This window comes from Alteromonas profundi, assembly GCF_010500865.1.
GTDB classification, from domain to species: domain Bacteria; phylum Pseudomonadota; class Gammaproteobacteria; order Enterobacterales; family Alteromonadaceae; genus Alteromonas; species Alteromonas profundi.
In genome coordinates this window covers 1-21,104 of record NZ_JAAAWN010000015.1, presented here as the reverse complement: position 1 = coordinate 21,104, position 21,104 = coordinate 1, and the positions used below count along the sequence as shown (strand labels likewise).

The window sequence follows — 21,104 nt, the reverse complement described above, 5'->3', positions numbered from 1 at the left end:
TCCACTTATTCGTTAATCAGGCCAAGAGCTTGGTTGATGAGGTGGAAAACAACATTTTGTTCTACCACGCCTTGTGCTAATTGGCTGCCTGGCCCCGTTGCGTGAAGAGCAATATCTTCACCTGAGTGAGTCTCAGACGATAAAGGAATAAGCGCTTCTTGGTGATAACCAGCAGCTGTGGTATCCACATTGGTTAAGTCTGCGCGACCTGCTGCAATGTCTAATCCGTAAACAGCGTCAGCGTTAGTTTCATCACCGAGGTCATGAAACCCCATCCCATTGGTGTAACCTAATGTTGTATAGGGCGTGCCATCTGAAGCAGTAGCAGGAGCCTCTTCACCCACATTTACTACTTTGCCTAAGATAGGATTTCCGCGCTTAGGATAACCCGCAATAGTAAACACGTGGCCATGGTCGGCGGTAACTAAGATAAGCGTTTCAGAAGGATCGGTATTTTCAAGTGCAGCCGTTACTGCGGCTTCAAATGCGAGGGTGTCGGTTAGTGCCCCGGCCGCATTCCCGGCGTGGTGAGCATGGTCTATACGGCCAGATTCAACCATAAGGAAAAAGCCGCTATCGTTGTTATCAAGAATGTTGATGGCGGTTTCGGTCATTTCAGCAATTGAAGGTTCACCGGCAATATCGTTCGCTCTATCGGCTTCATATTGCATATGCGATTCGTTAAACAACCCAAAAACGCGCTCGGTAGTTTCTGTATCTATGGCGTCAAAACCGTTTTGATCGTAAACGTAAACACCGTTTGCGTAGGTATCTTGCCATTCAGTAACTAAGTTACGTTCGTCAGTACGATCGCCTTCAACATCACTTGACGCATCTGGGCTATTCGCAGATGCATCGTTAGGCAAAAAGTGACGTCTTCCGCCGCCCATCGCTACTTCAATACCATCAATATCTACGCCGGTATAACGTTGTTCCACAAACCGTTCGAAGTTTACGAGCTGATCGGCGATATCTACACAGCCATTCGTCACCGCATCTTCAGGCATATCAGAGATATCTTCCCAATTACGATCGGCCGATTTTGCGTAAGTAGCAGCAGGCGTAGCATGGGTAATACGTGCAGTAGAAACGATACCGGTAGATAGGCCACGAATCTCCGCCAGCTCAAGAGCAGTGATAACTTCGTTGCCGGCAACAGTACTGCACTCGCCGCGTTCAATGTCTTCGTCCACACCAATAACACCCACATCGGTTTTAAGGCCTGACATCATCGCAGTCATAGTACCTGCAGAATCTGGCGTTTGGGCATCCACGTTATAAGTTTTAACCAGTGCTGTATGCGGGAACGACTCGAATGAAAGGTATCCTTCCTCTCCCATGTTTCCTTCAAGTTGTCCTTTGTGTATGCGCGCAGAGGTAAGGGTAGATACGCCCATACCGTCGCCAACAAAAAGAATTACATTTTTCGCTTTAAACTGATTATTGGTGGCAAGCTTTTTTAGAAGCTGTGTCTGGGCATCTGTGTACCAAGCACTATCTGATTGATTGGTAGGTAGCACATCTGCGTGCAAACCAGACGATACCGCAAGTGCTATTGCACCCACTGTCGCTTTCCAAGTACGAGTCATCGTTTTTTCCTACTTGTTATTAAGTTGGTAGAAGGTTTGTATTAATTTTTGTAAAGCTGTAGAGCCTTTTGCAAATGATAATTATTCTTACAAGCGTGGCTCTGTTTTTACGATAGGGAGAGAAAGTGACGGTTGTTTGACAGTATTGTTAACGCAAATTAATGTCTGCAAATAGGACCACGGATAACGAGAGGCTATTGGTAAGTGAAAATTAAATATACTTACAGATCAGGTTGTTGGCGGAACAGAGAAAGGGGCTAAAACCGAGTGTTAAATTTTAGTGACAATTGATATTAATAGCTAAGTATCAGAATTTACTTAATAAATTTGTTATGTTGTAACATAACCTCTTTGGGGGTTACCTTCAAAATGCTGCCCTGATCGTACCAATCTCCTAATACAATACGGGTGGCGGGTTTACCGTTTACTGTGAGTGAATGAATATTCGGGCGGTGAGTATGACCATGAATTAATCGTTGTACATCGTGACGGGCCATGGCCTTTTCTACCTCTTCAGGCGTCACATCCATTATTTCAGGCTTAAGCCCTTTTTGTTTGGCCTTACTTTCTGCGCGGCCATTTTCGGCAACACGGCGTCGGTACCATAAAGGAAGTGCAAGCATTAGCCTAGGCCACCACCAACCGCGAGATTTCTTTCTAAACTTTTGGTAGGCCACGTCGCGAGTACATAACTCATCGCCGTGAGTTAAAAGGGTAGGTGTACCATAAAGATCTACCACGGTTTGTTCTTCAAGCAGTGTCATCCCCGCTTTGTTTAACCATGCATCACGAATAGCAAAATCGCGATTTCCGTGCATAAAGTAGACGGGGCAGTGCGCACTTACGTCACGAAACGCGTCAGCAATAGCTGTATTGAAAGGGGTAACATCATCATCGCCAATCCAAACTTCAAATAAATCGCCTAATACATACAAAGCGTCAGCTTGTTTCGCGTCTGATGATAAAAATGCAAGTAGACATTCTGTAATATCTGGGCGGTCGGCACTCAGGTGTAAATCGGCGATAAAGTAAGTAAATGGCATAGTACAACGCTAGGGTAGAAGAAGGCTGCTTTGCAAAACAAAGCAGCCAAGGAAGAGGATGATTAAACAGTCATCGCTTTTTCGATGATAACAGGTTCTACAGGTACATCTTGGTGGAACCCATTAGAGCCTGTTTTAACGCTTTTAATTTTCTCTACAACGTCCATACCTTCTACAACTTTACCGAACGCACAGTAACCCCAACCGTTTACGCTTTCGCTGGTGTGGTTAAGAAAGTCGTTGTTGTTTACGTTAATAAAAAATTGTGCCGTAGCTGAATGCGGATCGTTGGTACGCGCCATGGCAATAGTGCCTTTTTCATTTGCTACGCCATTGTTGGCTTCATTCTCAATGGTGTCTTTCGTGTCTTTTTGTTCCATGTCAACGGTAAAGCCGCCGCCTTGAACCATAAATCCGTCAATTACACGATGAAAAATAGTGTTGTCGTAAAAGCCGTCTTCTACGTAAGACAAGAAGTTTTCAACCGTTTTAGGCGCCTTATCGGCAAATAGCTCAAGCGTAAAGTCGCCGTAATTTGTTTTAAATGTAACCATTTTCGTGTGTCCTGATTTTATATGTAGTCTCTAATAACTTATGGTAACCCAAAAAATCGTTTGCAGGGAAGCATGAAGCATAAAAAGCCGTGCAAAGTCTTATCATTTAACTGCGTACAGTGCTAAACTTTGCGGCCAAAAATTTACTAAGGAAACGATAATTATGCTGCATTTATACAATACCCGAACCCGAGAAAAAGCGAAGTTTGTTCCGCTTGAAGAAGGGAAAGTGGGCTTGTATGTGTGTGGAATTACCGTTTACGACCTTTCGCATATGGGTCATGCCCGCACATATTTAAGTTTTGATGTGCTAGTACGCTACCTTCGCCATCTTGGCTACCAGGTGAAATATGTACGCAATATTACCGACATCGACGATAAAATTATTGGCCGTGCCAATGAAAATGGCGAATCGTTTGATGCACTAACTAAGCGCACCATTGCCATGATGCACGACGATTTTGCTGCGATTAATCTTACCGAGCCTGATGTAGAGCCTACCGTTAGCGGCCACATGGACGAGATTATCGACATTATTCAGCGTTTGGTAGATAAAGGGTTTGCCTATCAGGCCTCTAGTGGCGATGTTCTGTTTGATGTCAGTAAATTTCCTGAATATGGCAAGCTAAGCAAGCAAGATCTGGAACAACTCAATGCAGGTTCACGGGTTGAAGTGGCTTCTGGCAAAGACGATCCGTTAGATTTTGTATTGTGGAAAACCGCGAAGCCAGGAGAGCCTGCATGGTCATCGCCATGGGGTGAAGGTCGCCCTGGCTGGCATATTGAATGTTCGGCAATGAACCATAAACACCTTGGTGCCCATTTTGATATTCACGGTGGTGGCTCCGATCTTATCTTTCCACACCATGAAAATGAAGTGGCACAGTCGTGCTGCGCCTTTGACACACCCTATGTAAACGTATGGATGCATGCCGGAATGGTGCAGGTAGACGATGAGAAAATGTCAAAGTCGCTAGGCAACTTCTTTACCTTACGTGATGTGCTTAAAGAGCATGATGCGGAAACCTTACGTTTCTTTCTTATGTCGGCGCATTACCGCAGTCAGCTTAGCTATTCGCAAGATAACATTACGCAAGCAAAAGCTGCCCTAGAGCGTTTGTATACGTCTATGCGTGGCGTAAAAATAGATGAATCTGTCGAGCTTGGTTATGGTGGCTATTTAGCGCGTTTTGAAGCTGCCATGAATGACGATTTAAACGTACCAGAAGCATTCTCTGTGCTCTTTGATGTTGCACGAGAGATAAACCGTCAAAAAGACAATGTACAAGAAGCCGGTAAGCTGGCAAGTGTATTAAAAGGTCTTGGTGGTATTTTAGGTATGCTTCAAAGCGATCCAGATAGCTACCTTAAAGGCGGCAACGAAAACGATGACGAAAGCGCTGAAATTGAAGCATTAATTAAGCAACGTAACGATGCTCGTGCGGCAAAAGATTGGGCGGCTGCCGATGCCGCCCGTGACGCGTTAACCGCGAAAGGCATAGTGTTAGAAGATGGCGCAGGCGGCACCACGTGGCGCCGGGCATAAGTTTGCTTTGCCAATACTGTATGGCTAATAACGTGCCCTAAAAGCGTATCCGGGGCGTAGTGAAGTAATACGTTTTAGGTATTGCTTGATTAAAGCCCAACCAACATAAAAAAGCCTGCTAGCTAGCAGGCTTTTTTTGGCTTATGTGTTTAGAAGCGTTTTTCGATACCTAATTCGAAGCGACGCTGGGCGCCATACCAACAGTTATTAGTGTCGTAGCATGCACCAATATACTCTTTGTCAGTAAGGTTACTAACACTGCCTGTAAGACGTAAATCATATTCAGGCATGTCATAGGTAACCACCGCATCAACTAAGGTGTAAGACGGTACAACGTCGGAGTTATACTTGTCTGCTTGGGTTTCGCCTACATAGCGAATACCTGCACCCACCATTAACCCTTCTATTGCATCATCTAAAAAGTACGACGCCCACAGTGACGCTGTTTTATCGGCCACCCATACTGGGGTTTTACCTACTACGTCGCTATCAAGTTCATCCTTGGTAACTTCCATATCAAGGAATGTGGCGTTTGCTTGTAACGACAATGATTGGGTTAGTCGCGTATCAAGTTCAAGCTCGAGCCCTTTAGATTCAACTTCACCGGTTTGGGTTTTTTGTAGGTAATCAGGTGAATTTACCACGACATTTTGTTTGGTTAGCACAAAGTAGGCGCTAGAGAAGGTGGTAGCACCATTCGCACTTTGGTATTTGGTGCCAACCTCTACCTGATCTGCTGTGGTGGGCTTAAACGCTTCGTCGGTTTGCGAGTCTACGCCTACAACGGGCTCAAACGACTCGGAGTAATTTGCATAAACACGCCAGCCAGAATCAAAGGTATACATCGCAGCCACACGACCTGAAAACTCGTTCTGGTCTATTTCATCAGTGCTACCATACGCAAAGCCATCGTATACGTTATCAACATCATCGGTGCTTTCAAACTGGTCGTAGCGACCATTGAATAACAAGGTTACCTTGTCTATCTGCACTTCATCTTGCACATACAAACCAATCTGTTCAATATCGATTTGGTGATCGGCTTGATAGAAATCGAGAGGCAGGCTATCTACGTCGAAAAGGTCGTTATTGATATCGCTTAAATCTAGTAAAGGCGTATCTGTGGTTAAGGTATCACGATACTTAACTTGGGAGTCTGAGGTTTGATAATCTACGCCAAATAACAGGTTGTGCTGAATGCTACCGGTTTGCACTTGCCCAGCTACTTGCGTATCTACAGTAATACCGTTGATTTTTTCGTCGGTTAGGTAAGCAGAACGTGCCAGCAATACATCGTCAATAGGCGCAATGTTGTGGTACGTATTACGTTGCAACGCATTGGCGTCGGTATAACGGAATTTCTGCAATATAGACCAATCGTCATTGATTTCGTGATTAACTTTATAACCCACCATCAATACGTCGCGAGAGAAGCTGTTCCAGTTTTCATCACCCGCATAGGTACTTACGTCTAACTTGCCATAAGGCGCTTCGTACAAGGTACCTAGTCCCGGTAGCGAAGTAGACGGTACCATTTCTGGATCGTCTTGGAAGAATACAGAAAGGGTTAACTCGGTAGCATCACTTACATCGACAGTAACCGATGGCGCAAAGGTATAGCGCTCCGTTTCAGTTGTATCTTGATAACCGTCTCGTGTGCGTCCAAGGGCCACAACGCGGTAACGTGCATCTTCGCTAAGTGCACCTGTTGTATCTAAACCAAGCTCGAAAAGACTGTCTGATCCCACCGCCGCGCGTAGCAAAGTTTCATCTTCGTCTTTAGGGAATTTTGCCACCTGATTAACCATTCCACCAGGAGGAACCAGGCCATAAAGTGAAGATGCCGGGCCTTTTAATATTTCTACCGATTCGGTGGCGAAAGCGTCTACCTGAGGGTATAGGTTCCAACTATTGTTGGTAAGTAAAGGCAAGCCGTCGTAGAACGTTTGATAGGTATCAAAACCGCGAATGTTGAACTGATCGAAAATAGTAATAGTGGGGCGACTTTCGGTTGTAACACCAGACACATACCGCAACGCTTTAGACACAGAATCTGCCTGACGAAGCTGCAATAATTCTTGGTCTATAACACTAACGCTAACCGGCGAATCTACCGGGCGTAGGGACGATTTTGTCGCCGTACTTCGATACGACTGCAGTGGGTTTACTTCTATATGTTCTAGCTCTTCGTCATTTTTTTCTTGTGCTACAGACGGTAAAGCAACAGCGATCGCCAATGCAGTTAACGAGGGGACAAACCACTCATTGCAATTTTTCGACATTAAAGGTTCCTCTATTCAAAGGGTTATCCAAGTTGTGTGTCAAAAAGTGTATCATAGTAGAAGCGCTAATGATAATAGTTATCATTAACTATTTTGATAAGGTGTCTAAATTCTTAACGACAGGGATGAATTTTGCAATAAATATGGGGTTCTGTTGCCCGTGTGAACGACGTAAGGCATGTTATTTGTTATAGCGATGGCTTAAACGCGACTTGTTCAAGGCGGCGGTTTAACGCGGTTTGTGCTGCGTAGGCGGCGTAGCGGTCGATTCAGCAGGTATAGCGCTCTCTTTTTCCATAAGCTCCGATTTCCACCGTTGCTGGGCTACGTGGGCTTTGACTAATTCTAAACACTCGTTTATTACGCTGAGCACTTCTTTATCCAAAGCGTCTGCCGTGGGCGTGTAATCATGCATACCCACTGAAATAAAATGATCAATTCGCTCGGCATCCAAATCACTCAATAAATTTACCAGTGACGTGGTTACAATATCGGTTACCGACTCTTCAAGGGTATTTTCAATCGTTTTGCCAATAACAGGAAGGTAGTGAAGAGAAGAGACTTGGGCATTGCTTCTTACTGCTTTTCCCACACTTTTACGTACATGCTCGCGAATAACATCGCCATGTTCATCATTACTTATAGACTGGCCTAGGTGGTTAATAACGCCAGCCATCCACTGTGTAAGGACTGGGCGCCTTGGCGCAAGTACCGTGCGGGTAATATCGTCAACTAAAGGAGAGCCTGCTTCAATATCTTTTTGTGCGTCGCTAATTACTTTTACCACTATGCGGTCGCTTAGCTCTTCCACAAATACATCGTAGTAAAACGCGAAAAAGCGAAAAATAGCAGTTTGGTTTAAATCGATAATCTTGTATTTATGCAACCTATGTAAAATAGAAAAAATACGTAAAAAACGGAATATGCGGGTGGCACCTAAAGGGATGAGCCCGACAATATCGTACCAATGCAAAAACGGGAAAAAGTACCATCGTAGGTGTTCTTTTCGAACAACCGCAACTATCCAACGAAAGCAAAACTCGGTGAGAAAGATGGTGATAAATACCAGGTCGACCAATAAAAAATTATGGTGGATAGGATCGTAGGCGTTAATCAGCGCGGGAAAATAGGTAGCAATTTGCGAATAGATAAAATCGGATGCGTATAGCGCATCGAAAATTAGCCATGCTAGATTAATAAACAAAATACCTAGCATGACTAAATCTAAAATTAACCAGGGGGTTTCATGGCTATTGCGTAAATTTTCCCGGTTAATCTTTAGCATATAATTTACCCTGTGCTATTTAGCCTTGTTACATCCACAAACAACTTTAGCTTCTGACCCGGCTGCAAGTAGCGTTTGCGACTAATATCATTCCATTTACTTATGTCGTTTATACGAACATTGAACTTAGCAGCAATACGCGACAGCGAATCACCATTTCTTACTGTGTACGTAAGTTGCTTAATAATGGCGTCGGCGTTGTCTGCATTTTCACTGCCTTGCCAAACAACAAGCTTTTTACCAAGACGCAGCATATCAGTGGGGGCCATGCCATTCCATTTTGCTAACTTCTTGGTAGATACATTATATTTACGTGCAATATCCCACAAGGTATCACCCGATTTTACCGTATGAGTAATTTTATGTCGTCCATGCGCCGCATTTTGGGTACGAGCAAGACGTTCTCCCTGCGATAGCGAATAGCTATCTAGGGCTTTTAACGCCACAGGAACCATTATAGGTTGACCCACACGGATGGTATTAGAGGATAGATCGTTTACCTGCTTTATCACCTTTACGGTGGTGTGATATTGGCTGGCAATTTCACTTAAACTATCACCCGGTTTCACTTCGTAGCGAACCCAATTTAGCCTATCGTTGCGGTCAATTTTGGCAAGCGCCATAGAAAAATCGGCCGCTTTTTCTACCGGTAGAACTAATCGATGCGGCCCCTCTGGGGAGGTTGCCCAGCGATTAAAGCCTGGGTTTAACGCATGTAACTCTTCTAAGGTCATGCCTGCGAGATCGGCGGCAAAGGCCAAATCAACCTGTGAACCGATATCTACAATTTCAATAACTGCTACGTTTTCTACCGCAGGCCACGCAAAAGCGTAGGTATCGCGGTTTTTCAAAATATCCGCAAGAGCAAGTAATTTAGGTACATAGGCGCGAGTTTCTCGCGGTAGGTCTAAATGCCAGAAATCAGTGGGCTTGCCCGCTTTTTTGTTCGCGCGTATGGCTCTTGAAACTCGGCCTTCACCACTATTATACGCGGCTAACGCGTGTAACCAGTTGCCGTCAAACATATTGGCTAGGTAGGTAAGGTAATCTAATGCGCCTTTTGTAGACGCGACCACATCACGACGGCCGTCATACCACCAGGTTTGATCCATACCAAAGCGCTTTCCCGTGCCCGGGATAAATTGCCACATACCGGCTGCGCGACCATGAGAGTATGCAAAGGGGTCGAAGGCACTTTCTACTATAGGCAGTAGAACCAGCTCCATAGGCATGTCGCGTTGCTCAACTTCACTTACAATGTAATGTAAGAAAGGCTTTGCTCGATTGACCACCCGTGCCATATATTCAGGGTGTTTCAAATACCACTTTCTTTGAACATCTACCCGCCTGTCATCGGGTACGTCGAAATACAGTCCATCACTAACGCGCTGCCACACATCAGTAATAACAACTTCTGCTTCAACATCTTGTGCTTCTACCAACGCCACCGTTTCATCAAGCAATTCATCTTTAGGGTGAACCACATCTATCACGCCATCGCGTGCAATTTCACAATCATTAATGGCTTCTTCGTTGGTGTGAAGTTCATCACAATCAGCGAGGGGCGCAACATTCGACTCGGCGGTTTGGGAGTGTTCATCCGTGATCTGGCATCCGCTTAGCGCTATTGCTAAGACAAGGGGAGACAAAACAAACTTCAACTGCATTATTGGAGGAACCTCTAGACACAAAAGCAAACCGCGCATGTTACTAAAAATGCGCGAATTATGCATTAAAACTTATCTTTCCAACGTCGTATAGCTGCAAACACAGCTACGTCATCGTTGAGTATTTTTTCGCAGTAGGCTTCGGCAGCCGTTTTGACAGAAAGTTCATGGGAACGTAAAAAAGGGTTAATCTTTTTTTGCTCACTTAAGGTTGAGGGGAGGGTAGGCTTGCCGTTGCTACGCTGCGCCTCGGCCCATTTTTGATAATCAATTAGCGCGCTGTTATCGCTTTCAACCGCCAACGCAAAGTTTATATTGGCCAAGGTGTATTCATGGGCACAGCATACTTTTGTGCTATCCGGTAGGCGCTTTAATTTATTCAGTGAATGCAGCATTTGCTCGGGCGAGCCTTCGAACAATCGGCCACATCCGGCTGAAAATAAAGTGTCGCCACAAAACACCATGTCGTGGCCGAAAAAAGCAATGTGATCGAGGGTATGTCCAGGCACTTCCATTACTTGAAAGTGAAGGCCCAAAATGGGTAGATGTACCGCGTCGCCCTGCGACACCGATTTTGTTATACCACGAATATGGTTGCCTCGCGGGCCTATAATTGGTACGTCGGGGTAGGCCGAGGCTAGCTTAGCAATACCGCCGGTATGGTCGTGGTGGTGATGGGTAATAAGAATGGCACTTAGGGTAAGCTTATTGGCATTTAAATAGGCCAATACAGGGTCGGCATCGCCAGGGTCTACAACAACCGCATGCGTTGCGTCGTTCAAGCACCAAATATAATTATCAGTAAATGCGGCGATGGGAGTAAGAGCAATACCCTTAGGAAGATGTTCTGTTGTCATGATGCGCCTGCTTGTGTAGCTACAATTATGCGTTACTATAAGAACTTGTAGTACGCAGAGCAACCTAAAGGTGCCACCACAGCCAATGAAATCAGCATTTCAAAGTAAGCCGCCGCGCTACCCTACCCATTGGTTAGACATTCCAGCAGGGGCGCTTATCCAACAAGCGGTGACACAGGTATGTAACGACTACGCACAGCGTATATTTGGTTACCACTTTGTTAAGCTAGGTACATTGAGTTCTTATATTCCACTTACACAAAGCCCGATAAGAAATATGGTGAACGTAATTCCCCATATTTCATCTGACCTAAAAGACTCGGTTAGCCAGGTGCAAAATACCGATGCCCCCCTTAACAGCGAAACATCTCTTGATGAGCAAGCAATTAGAACGGGAAACTATATTGTAGGTCAGTCGCATATTCTGCCTTTTTCAAAAAATAGTATTGATGGACTTTTATTAGCCAACGAACTCGATTTTGCCCAAGATCCCCATGAGATTCTTCGTGAGGTAGATAGGGTTATCACGCAAAGTGGGTATGTCATGATTAGCGGGTTCAACCCCCTTAGTTTAGCGGGCATAGCGAAATTTTTACCGGTAAAACGCAATAATATTCTGCACGATGCGCGCTTTTTTACCTCATATCGCATTAAAGACTGGTTACAGTTACTTGGCTTTGAAATAGTTGAGCAACGACAAATCATGTTTTCCACGCTGTTTTTTCAGCCGCGCTGGCAATATTCAGAGAAAATCCAGCAATTCCTGTCTAGCTATATTCCTTGGTGTAGTGCTGCTTATGTAATTTTGGCCCGAAAAAGGGTGATCCCCATGACAGCTATTCGCTCACCGCTAAGGGTGAAACCCCGCTTCGCCCCCGTTGGAGCGGCAAGTGCACGCACGCCTTCGTGCCGGTTATCAGACACACCCAAATAGGCGTTTAATGTGTTATAAAAAAAGCGCGGCTTATACAAGCCGCGCTTTTCAATAGAACGTTTAAGGCAATATTGGTGTTAACTATATTGCCGCAAGCAAGTTACTTCACTCGCATGCCTGGCTTAGCACCTTCATGGGGCTCTAAAATGTATAAATCTTCACCGCCTGGACCTGCGGCCAATACCATTCCTTCCGAAAGGCCAAAGCGCATTTTACGCGGCGCTAAGTTAGCCACCATTACGGTATGCTTGCCAATAAGCGCTTCGGGTGAATAGGCTGATTTTATACCGGCAAATACTTGCTTGGTTTCACCACCTAAATCAAGCTCTAAACGTAGTAGTTTGTCGGCTTTCTCTACATGCTCAGCATTAGCAATACGCGCAATACGTAAGTCTATTTTTGCAAAGTCATCAAAGCTGATGGTTTCGCTGATAGGATCTTTCGCAAGCGGGCTGTCAGGGTTAATCGCAGGCTGCGTAGGTTCAAGGTTTTCTTTTGAGTCGTCAACCATAGCGTCAACTTTCTCCATATCTACACGTTGCATCATGGGTTTAAATTTATTAATTCCATGATTAGTTAAAATAGTGTCTAACGACGCCCACGTAAGCTCGTCGTTTAAAAAGCTCTCTGCTTTTTGCGCTAATACAGGCAAAACTGGCTTTAAGTACACCACAAGCATACGGAACATATTGATACCCAGTGAACATACATCGTGGGTAAACTGCTGCTTGTTTTCATCTTTAATGGTAACCCAAGGCGCATTGTTATCAATAAACTGGTTTGCCTTGTCAGCTAGCGCCATAATTTCGCGAATAGCTTGATGATAACGGCGACGTTCATACAAATCGGCAATGCTGTCGGCGGCGGCTTGGAATTGCGCCATTAGGTCAGGCTCAATAATATTGTCAGATAGCTTGCCGTCAAAACGTTTAGTGATAAAGCTGGCGCAACGGCTTGCGATATTAACTACCTTACCCACTAAGTCAGAATTTACCTTTTGGGCAAAATCGGCGAAGTTAAGGTCGATATCGGTAACCCCTTCACTTAGCTTAGAGGCAAAGTAATAGCGCAGGTACTCAGGGTTAAGATGGTCTAAGTAGGTACGGCCTTTAATAAAGGTGCCACGAGATTTTGACATCTTCGCGCCATTTACCGTTACAAACCCATGAATATTCACGCCGGTAGGCTTACGGTAGCCTGCGCCTTCTAGCATGGCTGGCCAAAATAAACAGTGGAAATAGGTAATGTCTTTACCGATAAAGTGGTATAGCTCGGCATCAGAATCTTCTTTCCAAAAATCATCAAACACTAAATCGTTTTGATCGCAGAAGTTTTTGAAGCTAGCCATGTAGCCTACAGGGGCATCAACCCATACGTAGAAAAACTTATTCGGCGCCCCAGGAATTTCAAAACCGAAGTAAGGTGCATCGCGGCTTATATCCCACTGCTGCAAACCTTCTTCAAACCACTCTTGAAGCTTATTGGCCATTTCTTCTTGTAAGGCGCCAGAACGGATCCAGCCTTTCAGCATGTCTTCAAACTTAGGTAAGTCGAAAAAGAAATGCTCAGACTCTTTCAATACCGGCGTAGCGCCAGAAACAACACTGCGTGGATCTTTAACTTCTGTGGGGCTATAAGTTGCACCACACACATCACAGCTATCGCCGTTTTGATCTTCAGCACCACAACTTGGGCACGTGCCTTTAACAAAGCGGTCGGGCAAAAACATTTCTTTTTCAGGGTCGAAAAGCTGATTAATTGTGCGTTTGCTAATGTATCCGGCATTGTCTAAGCGCGTATAAATTTCTTCACACAAGGCTTTGTTTTCCGGTGAATGCGTAACATAGTAGTTATCGTATTCAACATGAAAATCGAGCAGGTCTTGATGATGCTCAGTACGGGTTCTCGCCACCATCTCTTCAGGCGTAATGCCAAGCTCTTGGGCTTTAAGCATAACCGGCGTACCGTGTGCATCGTCTGCACAAACACTGTAACATTCGTGCCCACGAAGACGTTGGAAACGAGTCCAAATGTCGGTTTGAATATGTTCTAGCAAATGACCTAAATGAATAGAGCCATTGGCATATGGCAACGCACTGGTCACCAGAATGCGGCGTTTATCTGACATAATGACGTTATGATTCTTTGCGTTTCAAAATGGCTGCAAATACTAGCTGAAATTAGCGTTTTTTGCATTACGTAATTCACTTTAATCTACCTTAGAGAAGGAAGGTGTATGTTCTTTTCCAAAAAAGCAGCAAATTTACCTCGAAAAGCGGCTAAAATTTTAGCCAGCTACTTTAGTTTGGACGTGGCTGATACCCAACCTTGGTGTAAGGAAGTAAAGGGCGATAATGCCACTCAACTGGTTATAACTCTGCCATTTTGCGCCAATAGCCAACTAGCCGCCATGAAAGCGCACTTACTTAGTGAGTTTTCAGGCGTTATTACAGAAAACCAGCTAACCGTAGTAACGCGTATTGCCAGCCATAACCCCAACGCATCAACCGTAGCGCCGATAACTAATATAAAAAATATTATTGCTGTGGCGTCGGGTAAAGGTGGGGTGGGGAAATCTACTACCAGTATTAACTTAGCCTTTGCATTACAACAAGAAGGCGCCAAAGTGGGTATTTTAGATGCTGACATTTATGGGCCTTCTATTCCTATTATGTTAGGCAACGAAGGCGCACACCCTTCAAGTAGCGATAATAAACATATGCAACCGCTTCAAGCTCATGGCATGGTTGCGAACTCTATCGGTTACTTGGTTCCCCAAGAAGATGCTGCCGTATGGCGCGGCCCGATGGCGAGCCGGGCGTTAAAACAATTACTCGATGAGACGTTATGGCCTGTTCTTGATTATCTTATTGTAGATATGCCCCCCGGCACGGGAGATATTCAACTTACTATGGCCCAACAAGTGCCCCTTACCGCCGCAGTGGTAGTAACCACCCCTCAAGATCTTGCCCTTGCTGATGCCCAAAAGGGCATAAGTATGTTTGAAAAAGTAGATGTACCTGTACTTGGTCTTATTGAAAATATGAGTTATTACCAATGCAGAGCCTGTGGCACCAAAGATTATGTATTTTCAAAAGATGGCGGCGAAGCGTTGGCTGAGCGCCATGGGCTTCCGTTATTAGGACAGTTGCCACTCGATATTAATATTCGCGAGCATGCCGATGCAGGCAGCCCATTGTTGGTAAGCGAACCCCAAAGCCCATTAGCCGAGAACTATCGAGACGCAGCACGGGCACTTTCTATGCAGTTGGCGCTCACCGTTCCCACTCGTAGCGAAGGGGCAAAGCATATTAAAGGTGACCCAATAGGTATTGTAGGGAAAGGGTGAATATTAGTTGCCGTTGCACAATGGGCTGATTAACTCGAAAAACCCCGCGTTCAGTAGTTGATTGGCCCTTAGGACATACGCATAATAGCGGCCTACTGTAATAAGGAATTTATAACATGCGTTTGTGTGACCGCGATATCTTCGAATATCTACAAGCTGGTAAAATAAAACTCGATCCTACCCCTAGCTACGACGAAATTAGCGGGGTAACGGTAGATATTCGCTTAGGTAATAAGTTTCGTGTTTTTGAAGATCACCAAGCCCCCTATATCGATTTAAGCGGCCCCAAAGCCCAGGTGCAAGAAGCGCTTGATCACGTAATGAGTGATGAAATTGAACTGCCTGAAGGTAAGGCCTTCTTTTTACACCCAGGCGAGCTGGCCTTGGCCATTACCCACGAGTCAGTTACGTTGCCCGATAATATTGTAGGTTGGCTGGACGGGCGCTCTTCACTGGCGAGGCTTGGTTTGATGGTGCACGTCACCGCTCATCGAATTGACCCAGGTTGGTCGGGTAATATAGTCCTTGAATTTTACAACAGCGGAAAACTACCCTTGGCCCTTAAACCTAAAATGAAAATAGGGGCGCTTAGTTTTGAAGTGCTATCAAGCCCAGCAGAAAAGCCGTATAACGCTCGCGTAGATGCCAAGTACAAAGGGCAAGACGGAGCCGTGGCCAGTCGAATCTCATCTGACGAACAAGAAAAATAAAATGTAAATTCAATATCATGTAGTGCGTTTCTTTTCATTTGCTGGTAGAAAATATAAAGGTATAAAAAAAATTTATAATTACTACCGGTAAAAAGGGAAGCGCAATGCAGAAGCACGCGACAAAGAAAAACACCATAATAGTTATCGCGTTTTTGTCGTCATTGTTAGTGGGTGGCGCGTTATACGTATTTGAACAACCAAAAGATATTGTTTTCACTGCTGCAATCACGCTGTTTGTAGCCGTGCTTTGGGTAACGGAAGCTTTACCCATTCCAGCAACCTCTATTATTCCTTTCGCGCTATTCCCCCTGTTTGGCGTGTTAACCCATGCAGAAGCGGCCTCGTCACTCGGTAGCCACGTTATCATGCTTTTAATGGCAGCATTTATGTTGTCTAAAGGGTTAGAAAGAGCCAATTTACACAAACGCTTCGCCATTTACATGCTGCGCGTAACCGGCTCAGGTAGCCCGCTTAAAGTTATACTTGGCTTTATGCTAACCACTGCCACCTTAAGTATGTGGATAAGCAACACCGCCACTATTTTAATGATGTTGCCAATGGCCATTGCCATCGTTAATGCCCTCGATAACCCCAAATTCGGTGTGGCGCTTATTTTAGGTATAGCTTATGCCGCCAGTTTAGGCGGCGTAGGTACGCCAATTGGAACCCCGCCCAATATTATTTTCATGAGTGTGTATGAAGAAACCCAAGGTATGGAATACAGCTTTATTGAGTGGATGAAAACAGGTGTACCTATAGTTATAGTTGCCATTCCAATAATGGCGCTATGGTTAGCGAGGGGAATTCGCACGGTTGGCGATATCAACCTTCCACAGCCTGGTGCGTGGAGCAGCGCAGAAAAGCGGGTACTCGCCATTTTCGGTACTGTTGCTTTCGCGTGGATTTTTCGACCATTTTGGACCGCGTGGATTGGCGTTACCACCATAAGCGATAGCACCATTGCAGTAGCGGGCGTGGTTGCGATGTTTTTAGTTAACAGCGGTAACGACAACGGCCAAGTAGATAAAAAAGGTAATAACGATAAACTGCTCGATTGGAAAACCGCCAACGACATACCTTGGGGCATGTTGTTACTCTTTGCCGGTGGCATATGTATCGCCAAAGCCTTTATGGCATCAGGGTTAAGCGTACTAATGGGCACATGGCTTACCGGGCTTTCCACCTTGCCAGTAATATTGCTCATTTTAGGTATTTGCTTATTTGTAACTTTTTTAACCGAAATTACATCAAATACCGCAACCTCTACACTGCTTATGCCTATATTGGCCGCCGCCGGTATTGCCGTTGGGGTAGACCCTAAGCTACTTATGATACCCGCAGCAATAAGCGCAAGTTGTGCTTTTATGCTACCGGTTGCCACCGCGCCAAACGCCATTGCATATTCAACGGATAAGTTTGATATAAAAACCATGGCCCGTGAGGGGATAGTACTTAATGTAATAGTGGCCTTTGTAGTAACAGGAGTATGCTACATAACATTAAGTTAAGGCCCTGTTTCCCCCCCGAAAAGACTGTATTGCAGAGACGAAAGAGGGCGATAACACTTAATTGGTTAGCAATTAAGCGCTTAACCGCGCTTTTTGCTAAATATCGTTGCATTGTGAAAAAAATTGAGTAGACTTGTCGGCTCTTTCGGTCGGTGTGTAGCGCAGCCTGGTAGCGCACTGTCATGGGGTGTCAGGGGTCGGAGGTTCAAATCCTCTCACACCGACCAACTTCTCCTATTTTTCAATGACTTACCCCGCTCATTGATTGCTCGTATAAAGAGCGTCCCAAAACTGTCCCACAATTGGGCTCTACCCCATAAACGGGGGATCAGCATTCACCTTACACGATTGATAACACCATCCCATCCACAATGGGTCATCACTCTCATTCTATAGTTTTCAAAGTTTCTAAAACCATACGCTCTTCTTGATATCATTGGCTCTACTCCATAAACGGGGGGCAGCACTCATCTTTATGTTGGGGCGTGCAGCTAAGTTGCTTTTTATATGTGGCTCTTGTAAACTAAGAAAAAGAAAGCATTGACTTGAATGGGCAACAGAGTTACGCTTTAGCGTAGCTAAAGCGTAACTCTGTTGCCCAGTAGTATTAATCATCTAAATTGTTGATTTTAAAGGTTTTTTATTTTTTTGTAGATGTTTTTTTGTAGATGTTTTTGTTTGATGTTGACATCTATAGTATATCGAGACTATAGTTTATTGGTATATGTGGTTATAAATAGGGAGTTTCCTATGTATAGAGAAGAAGATTGGGGATTTGGCGCAGCTGCCTAACCAAATATGTAATCAAGATTATAAGAAGAGCCTAATGGCTCTTTTTTTGTGGGTGAGTTTTGAAGAAGAGAACTAAGTTAAATTACATTCTTGTGGGTGTTGTAGTGATAACGTCTATAGGTGGGATATTTTTAATTCATCGTGTAGATGAAAAACTGATATCTGCAACAGCGATTTTGCTTTCAGCGACACTTGCTCTAACAGCTGCACTTTTAAATCTAGCATACTCACGTCAAACAGCTAGAGAGGCGAATTCTTTGGAGTTCCAAAAAAGACTACAAGATAATGACGAATATATAGAACACGTTAGAAAGGTTGGCGAAGCTATTGCGAAAAGAAATGAACTCGATTTCGCTGAGTTGGCACAACCAGAACAAAGAAGTAACGAGTATACTATAGCGATAAGGTATGTATTGAATACTTGGGAGCAGGCATCAAATGCAATAAGGCATGATTTGTATGACGAATTGTATTTATATGAAGCTTACAAATCAATGGTTGTTGATTTTGGTCTATATTTTCGTGAATTTATAAGCTCATCACAAAAGAGACAAGTAACATTCTATGAGAATTTTAGTTGGTTAGTATTGAAGTGGGTTATAAGAAAAGACTCAATTAAAGAGAAAAACCGAAAAAAAGAATTGAAGTTAATATTTAAAAAATTGAATAGGTTAGCTCCAAAGAAAATACACTGAAGGTTAGTTTATCTTATAGCTTCAACAATCCCCCTCCATCTGTGCCTAGTTAATCCTGAGGTTTACTAAAACAGGACATAACTATGACAAAGAAGACTCAGAAGCGTGATCTGCAAATCACGTTCATTCATCAGTTCAAAAGAGCGACAAGAACACCATGGCCCGACAAATTCCGTTTATGTTGGTATTTCAATCCAAAAACACTGGATTACGTGTACGAACATAAGAACGAGCAGTTTGTTACGAACGGTTTTGTTATCTCAGACGGTCTCGCAAATGAGCTTCCAGAAGAGTTCAGGAAGAAATATTTCGAGCCATCGGAGAGGTGCTTATTGTTCTTATTATTCGAGCTTCAAATCGTTGGTTTTATCAATTCAGATGAAGTTGATGATGGAGAGTTTGAAAATGTTTTCGGTGTAACGAAACATCGTTACTTTTCAGCTGAAGCCATTGATGATTGGACTACGCAGGTTGAATCACTTTAAGGGCGTTGATATGTTGCCTTAAATACTGGATTACTTTGAATTGCTGACATCATGGCCATGTATAAATCTGTACGGACCTGATGCCTCCCGCCTTGGATTTTTCGTAGGCCTTTGTAGCGGCCACTTTCTCGATTCATGGGTGCCACGCCGACTAACGCTGAAGCTTGTTTGTTGGTCATGTATCCCAATTCAGGTAGGTTACTGATGATGGAAGCTGAGGCTATTTTCCCAATGCCTTTCATACTCTGTAATATATCGTTTTTAGCTTGATAGTCTGGGCATGATTCAATGAGTTTAACAATTTTACTTTCTATTTTTTCAATCTGATTTTTGAAAGCCGTCAATATAGGTTTGATGGTCATGGCGAGTTCTTTGGGCAGAATTTGAAGGCGGTTCTTTTCCATCGTTTGCATGACCAACAATTGATTTCTTCTTGCGACTAAATCACTCATAGCCTGCATCGCTTCTGGCTTTAGCTGAGAGAGATTGGGTTGAATGGCTTCACCATAATGCGCAATTAATTGCGCATCGAGCTTATCAGTTTTTGCTCGCTGGCCTAACGCTCCGGCAAAGCGTTTTACGTGGATAGGATTCGCAATAACAAAGGGTAAATTAGCGCTTGCACATGCCATGATAAAAGGCATTTCGAGACGACCAGTGGCCTCTATAACGATACGTTCGGGTGAATATTTCTTGATTGTTTTAACGGCTTCTTTAATGCCTTTTTCATCATTATTGACGGTGAAATATATGTCGAGTGGACGGATATAAATATCCAACTGAAACTTACCCGTATCAACACCGACGCTAACGTTTTGCTTTGTTTTTGTATTCATAATAAGCTAACTCTTGCTTGCATAATGCGGTCCGGTGACCGGTGCAATCGAGACCCAGTAGACTATTCGAGTGTGGAGCTTGGAGTCCTTTGTGGTGTTCTTTCTTGTTATCGGTCTCTCAACTGAGGAGCCATCGCTCAATCGAACTACCACAAAAGAAAGCTTTAGTTGCTGCTAAAGCCTGGGTCTCACTTTACCTCAAACTGATTAAAATCAGGATGATTTACATGAGTTATTATCCATACAAGCGCTTAAGACCACTCCCTTCGGTCGCTCGGACGCATTTACGCGGGGCGGCTTCGCCATTATGCCCCACGTTTATGTGCCCCTTAGCTTAGTGTTATGTGCCATGAGAACATTCAGCGATAAAACAAGAAAGCTAATAATCGCAAGCATTACCGCACCTATTGCAATTGTCCCAGCGCTATTTATACCGCTCGTCATACATGATGTAGTCAATTCTCTATTTAATCTTGGGCAGTCAATATATTACAGTATGCTTGCAGCTATACCTGGTTGGGTAGTCGCACAGGTTTTAACGTTAGTTTTTGGGTTACCGCTTGTTATTTTTTTACAGCGTAGCAATAAATTCAGACTAGTTTATTTGTTGCCAATAAGTGCAATACCAGCTCTTCTGTTTTTTTCAATTAGTGGTTTTGGGTTAACAATCACCTTGATGTATATTTACTTTTCAGTTTGCGTAGCATATACATTCTGGTTCACTTATTGGAGGGTGAGCAATGGCACATAACAAAGCACTCAAGCACGCTCACTTCGTTCGCTGGGACAATTACTCGTTGGCGGCTGCGCCATTTTCGCCAACAAGTAATTGCCCCTTAGTTTAGTGTTATACCTTATAGAGACTCTGTAGATGGATAGAGAAGGATTCACTTTTGACTTAGTTACTCAACGTTTTTTGAAGAACCGGTGGGATACTGAGCTCGGAAAAAGGGTGCTGGAGGAGGTCATACA

The 21,104-nt window shown here is 44.1% G+C and carries 15 protein-coding genes, 1 tRNA gene and 1 pseudogene; 8 read left to right on the top strand and 9 right to left on the bottom strand.

The annotated features are described in order from the left end of the window. Window positions 1-5: 5 nt before the first annotated feature. From GTH32_RS12005 to GTH32_RS11995, 3 genes are all read right to left on the bottom strand, one after another. Window positions 6-1,589 (bottom strand): alkaline phosphatase, encoded by a 1,584-nt coding sequence (locus GTH32_RS12005; protein ID WP_163086039.1) that lies wholly within the window; start codon window positions 1,587-1,589, stop codon window positions 6-8. Between the two features lie 314 nt (window positions 1,590-1,903). Then, window positions 1,904-2,632, bottom strand: a complete 729-nt coding sequence (gene lpxH, locus GTH32_RS12000; protein WP_163086037.1) for a UDP-2,3-diacylglucosamine diphosphatase — start codon at window positions 2,630-2,632, stop codon at window positions 1,904-1,906. 62 nt (window positions 2,633-2,694) lie between these two features. Beyond that, window positions 2,695-3,186 carry a peptidylprolyl isomerase gene (locus GTH32_RS11995; RefSeq protein ID WP_163086035.1) on the bottom strand — a complete coding sequence of 164 codons (492 nt, stop codon included), beginning with the start codon at window positions 3,184-3,186 and terminating at the stop codon, window positions 2,695-2,697. Window positions 3,187-3,349: 163 nt separating this feature from the next. Here GTH32_RS11995 and cysS point away from each other — a divergent pair, with 163 nt between their 5' ends. After that, a complete protein-coding gene (gene cysS / locus GTH32_RS11990) occupies window positions 3,350-4,732 on the top strand; it encodes a cysteine--tRNA ligase (RefSeq protein ID WP_163086033.1) in 1,383 nt (460 codons plus the stop codon). Between the two features lie 149 nt (window positions 4,733-4,881). Here the strand turns inward: cysS and GTH32_RS11985 are convergent, their stop codons facing one another. The 4 genes from GTH32_RS11985 to gloB form a co-directional block, all read right to left on the bottom strand. After that, entirely contained in the window at window positions 4,882-7,014 is a 2,133-nt protein-coding gene (locus GTH32_RS11985; protein WP_163086031.1) for a TonB-dependent siderophore receptor, read from the bottom strand. 229 nt (window positions 7,015-7,243) lie between these two features. Next, window positions 7,244-8,299 carry an ion transporter gene (locus tag GTH32_RS11980; protein ID WP_163086030.1) on the bottom strand — a complete coding sequence of 352 codons (1,056 nt, stop codon included), beginning with the start codon at window positions 8,297-8,299 and terminating at the stop codon, window positions 7,244-7,246. A gap of 5 nt (window positions 8,300-8,304) precedes the next feature. Then, entirely contained in the window at window positions 8,305-9,966 is a 1,662-nt protein-coding gene (locus tag GTH32_RS11975) for a lytic transglycosylase (protein ID WP_163086028.1), read from the bottom strand. A 65-nt stretch (window positions 9,967-10,031) separates the two neighbouring features. After that, on the bottom strand, window positions 10,032-10,823 hold the full coding sequence (gloB, locus tag GTH32_RS11970) for a hydroxyacylglutathione hydrolase (RefSeq protein WP_163086026.1): 792 nt from the start codon (window positions 10,821-10,823) through the stop codon (window positions 10,032-10,034). 85 nt (window positions 10,824-10,908) lie between these two features. Between gloB and GTH32_RS11965 the strand changes: the two genes are divergently transcribed. Then, the gene (locus tag GTH32_RS11965) at window positions 10,909-11,757 is read left to right on the top strand and encodes a methyltransferase domain-containing protein (protein WP_163086024.1); all 849 of its coding nucleotides are present in this window, start codon (window positions 10,909-10,911) and stop codon (window positions 11,755-11,757) included. A gap of 100 nt (window positions 11,758-11,857) precedes the next feature. Here the strand turns inward: GTH32_RS11965 and metG are convergent, their stop codons facing one another. Next, window positions 11,858-13,885: a methionine--tRNA ligase gene (gene metG, locus GTH32_RS11960; RefSeq protein WP_163086022.1), complete on the bottom strand. Its 2,028-nt coding sequence runs from the start codon at window positions 13,883-13,885 to the stop codon at window positions 11,858-11,860. A gap of 108 nt (window positions 13,886-13,993) precedes the next feature. On the opposite strand from metG, the gene apbC reads away from it, so the two are divergent. The 6 genes from apbC to GTH32_RS11930 all read left to right on the top strand — a co-directional run bounded on the left by apbC (window position 13,994) and on the right by GTH32_RS11930 (window position 19,296). Continuing rightward, the gene (apbC, locus tag GTH32_RS11955) at window positions 13,994-15,106 is read left to right on the top strand and encodes an iron-sulfur cluster carrier protein ApbC (RefSeq protein ID WP_163086014.1); all 1,113 of its coding nucleotides are present in this window, start codon (window positions 13,994-13,996) and stop codon (window positions 15,104-15,106) included. A gap of 116 nt (window positions 15,107-15,222) precedes the next feature. Then, entirely contained in the window at window positions 15,223-15,816 is a 594-nt protein-coding gene (gene dcd, locus GTH32_RS11950; RefSeq protein WP_163086012.1) for a dCTP deaminase, read from the top strand. A 104-nt stretch (window positions 15,817-15,920) separates the two neighbouring features. Beyond that, on the top strand, window positions 15,921-17,324 hold the full coding sequence (locus GTH32_RS11945; protein WP_163086010.1) for an SLC13 family permease: 1,404 nt from the start codon (window positions 15,921-15,923) through the stop codon (window positions 17,322-17,324). Between the two features lie 150 nt (window positions 17,325-17,474). Further along, a tRNA-Pro gene (locus GTH32_RS11940) sits at window positions 17,475-17,551 on the top strand. 669 nt (window positions 17,552-18,220) lie between these two features. Then, window positions 18,221-18,811 carry a DUF4760 domain-containing protein gene (locus tag GTH32_RS11935; RefSeq protein ID WP_163086008.1) on the top strand — a complete coding sequence of 197 codons (591 nt, stop codon included), beginning with the start codon at window positions 18,221-18,223 and terminating at the stop codon, window positions 18,809-18,811. A gap of 83 nt (window positions 18,812-18,894) precedes the next feature. Continuing rightward, entirely contained in the window at window positions 18,895-19,296 is a 402-nt protein-coding gene (locus tag GTH32_RS11930) for a hypothetical protein (RefSeq protein WP_163086006.1), read from the top strand. A gap of 2 nt (window positions 19,297-19,298) precedes the next feature. Here GTH32_RS11930 and GTH32_RS11925 read toward each other — a convergent pair. Continuing rightward, window positions 19,299-20,132 (bottom strand): annotated as a pseudogene (locus GTH32_RS11925) (IS110 family RNA-guided transposase); the annotation flags it as partial. Window positions 20,133-21,104 lie beyond the last annotated feature (972 nt).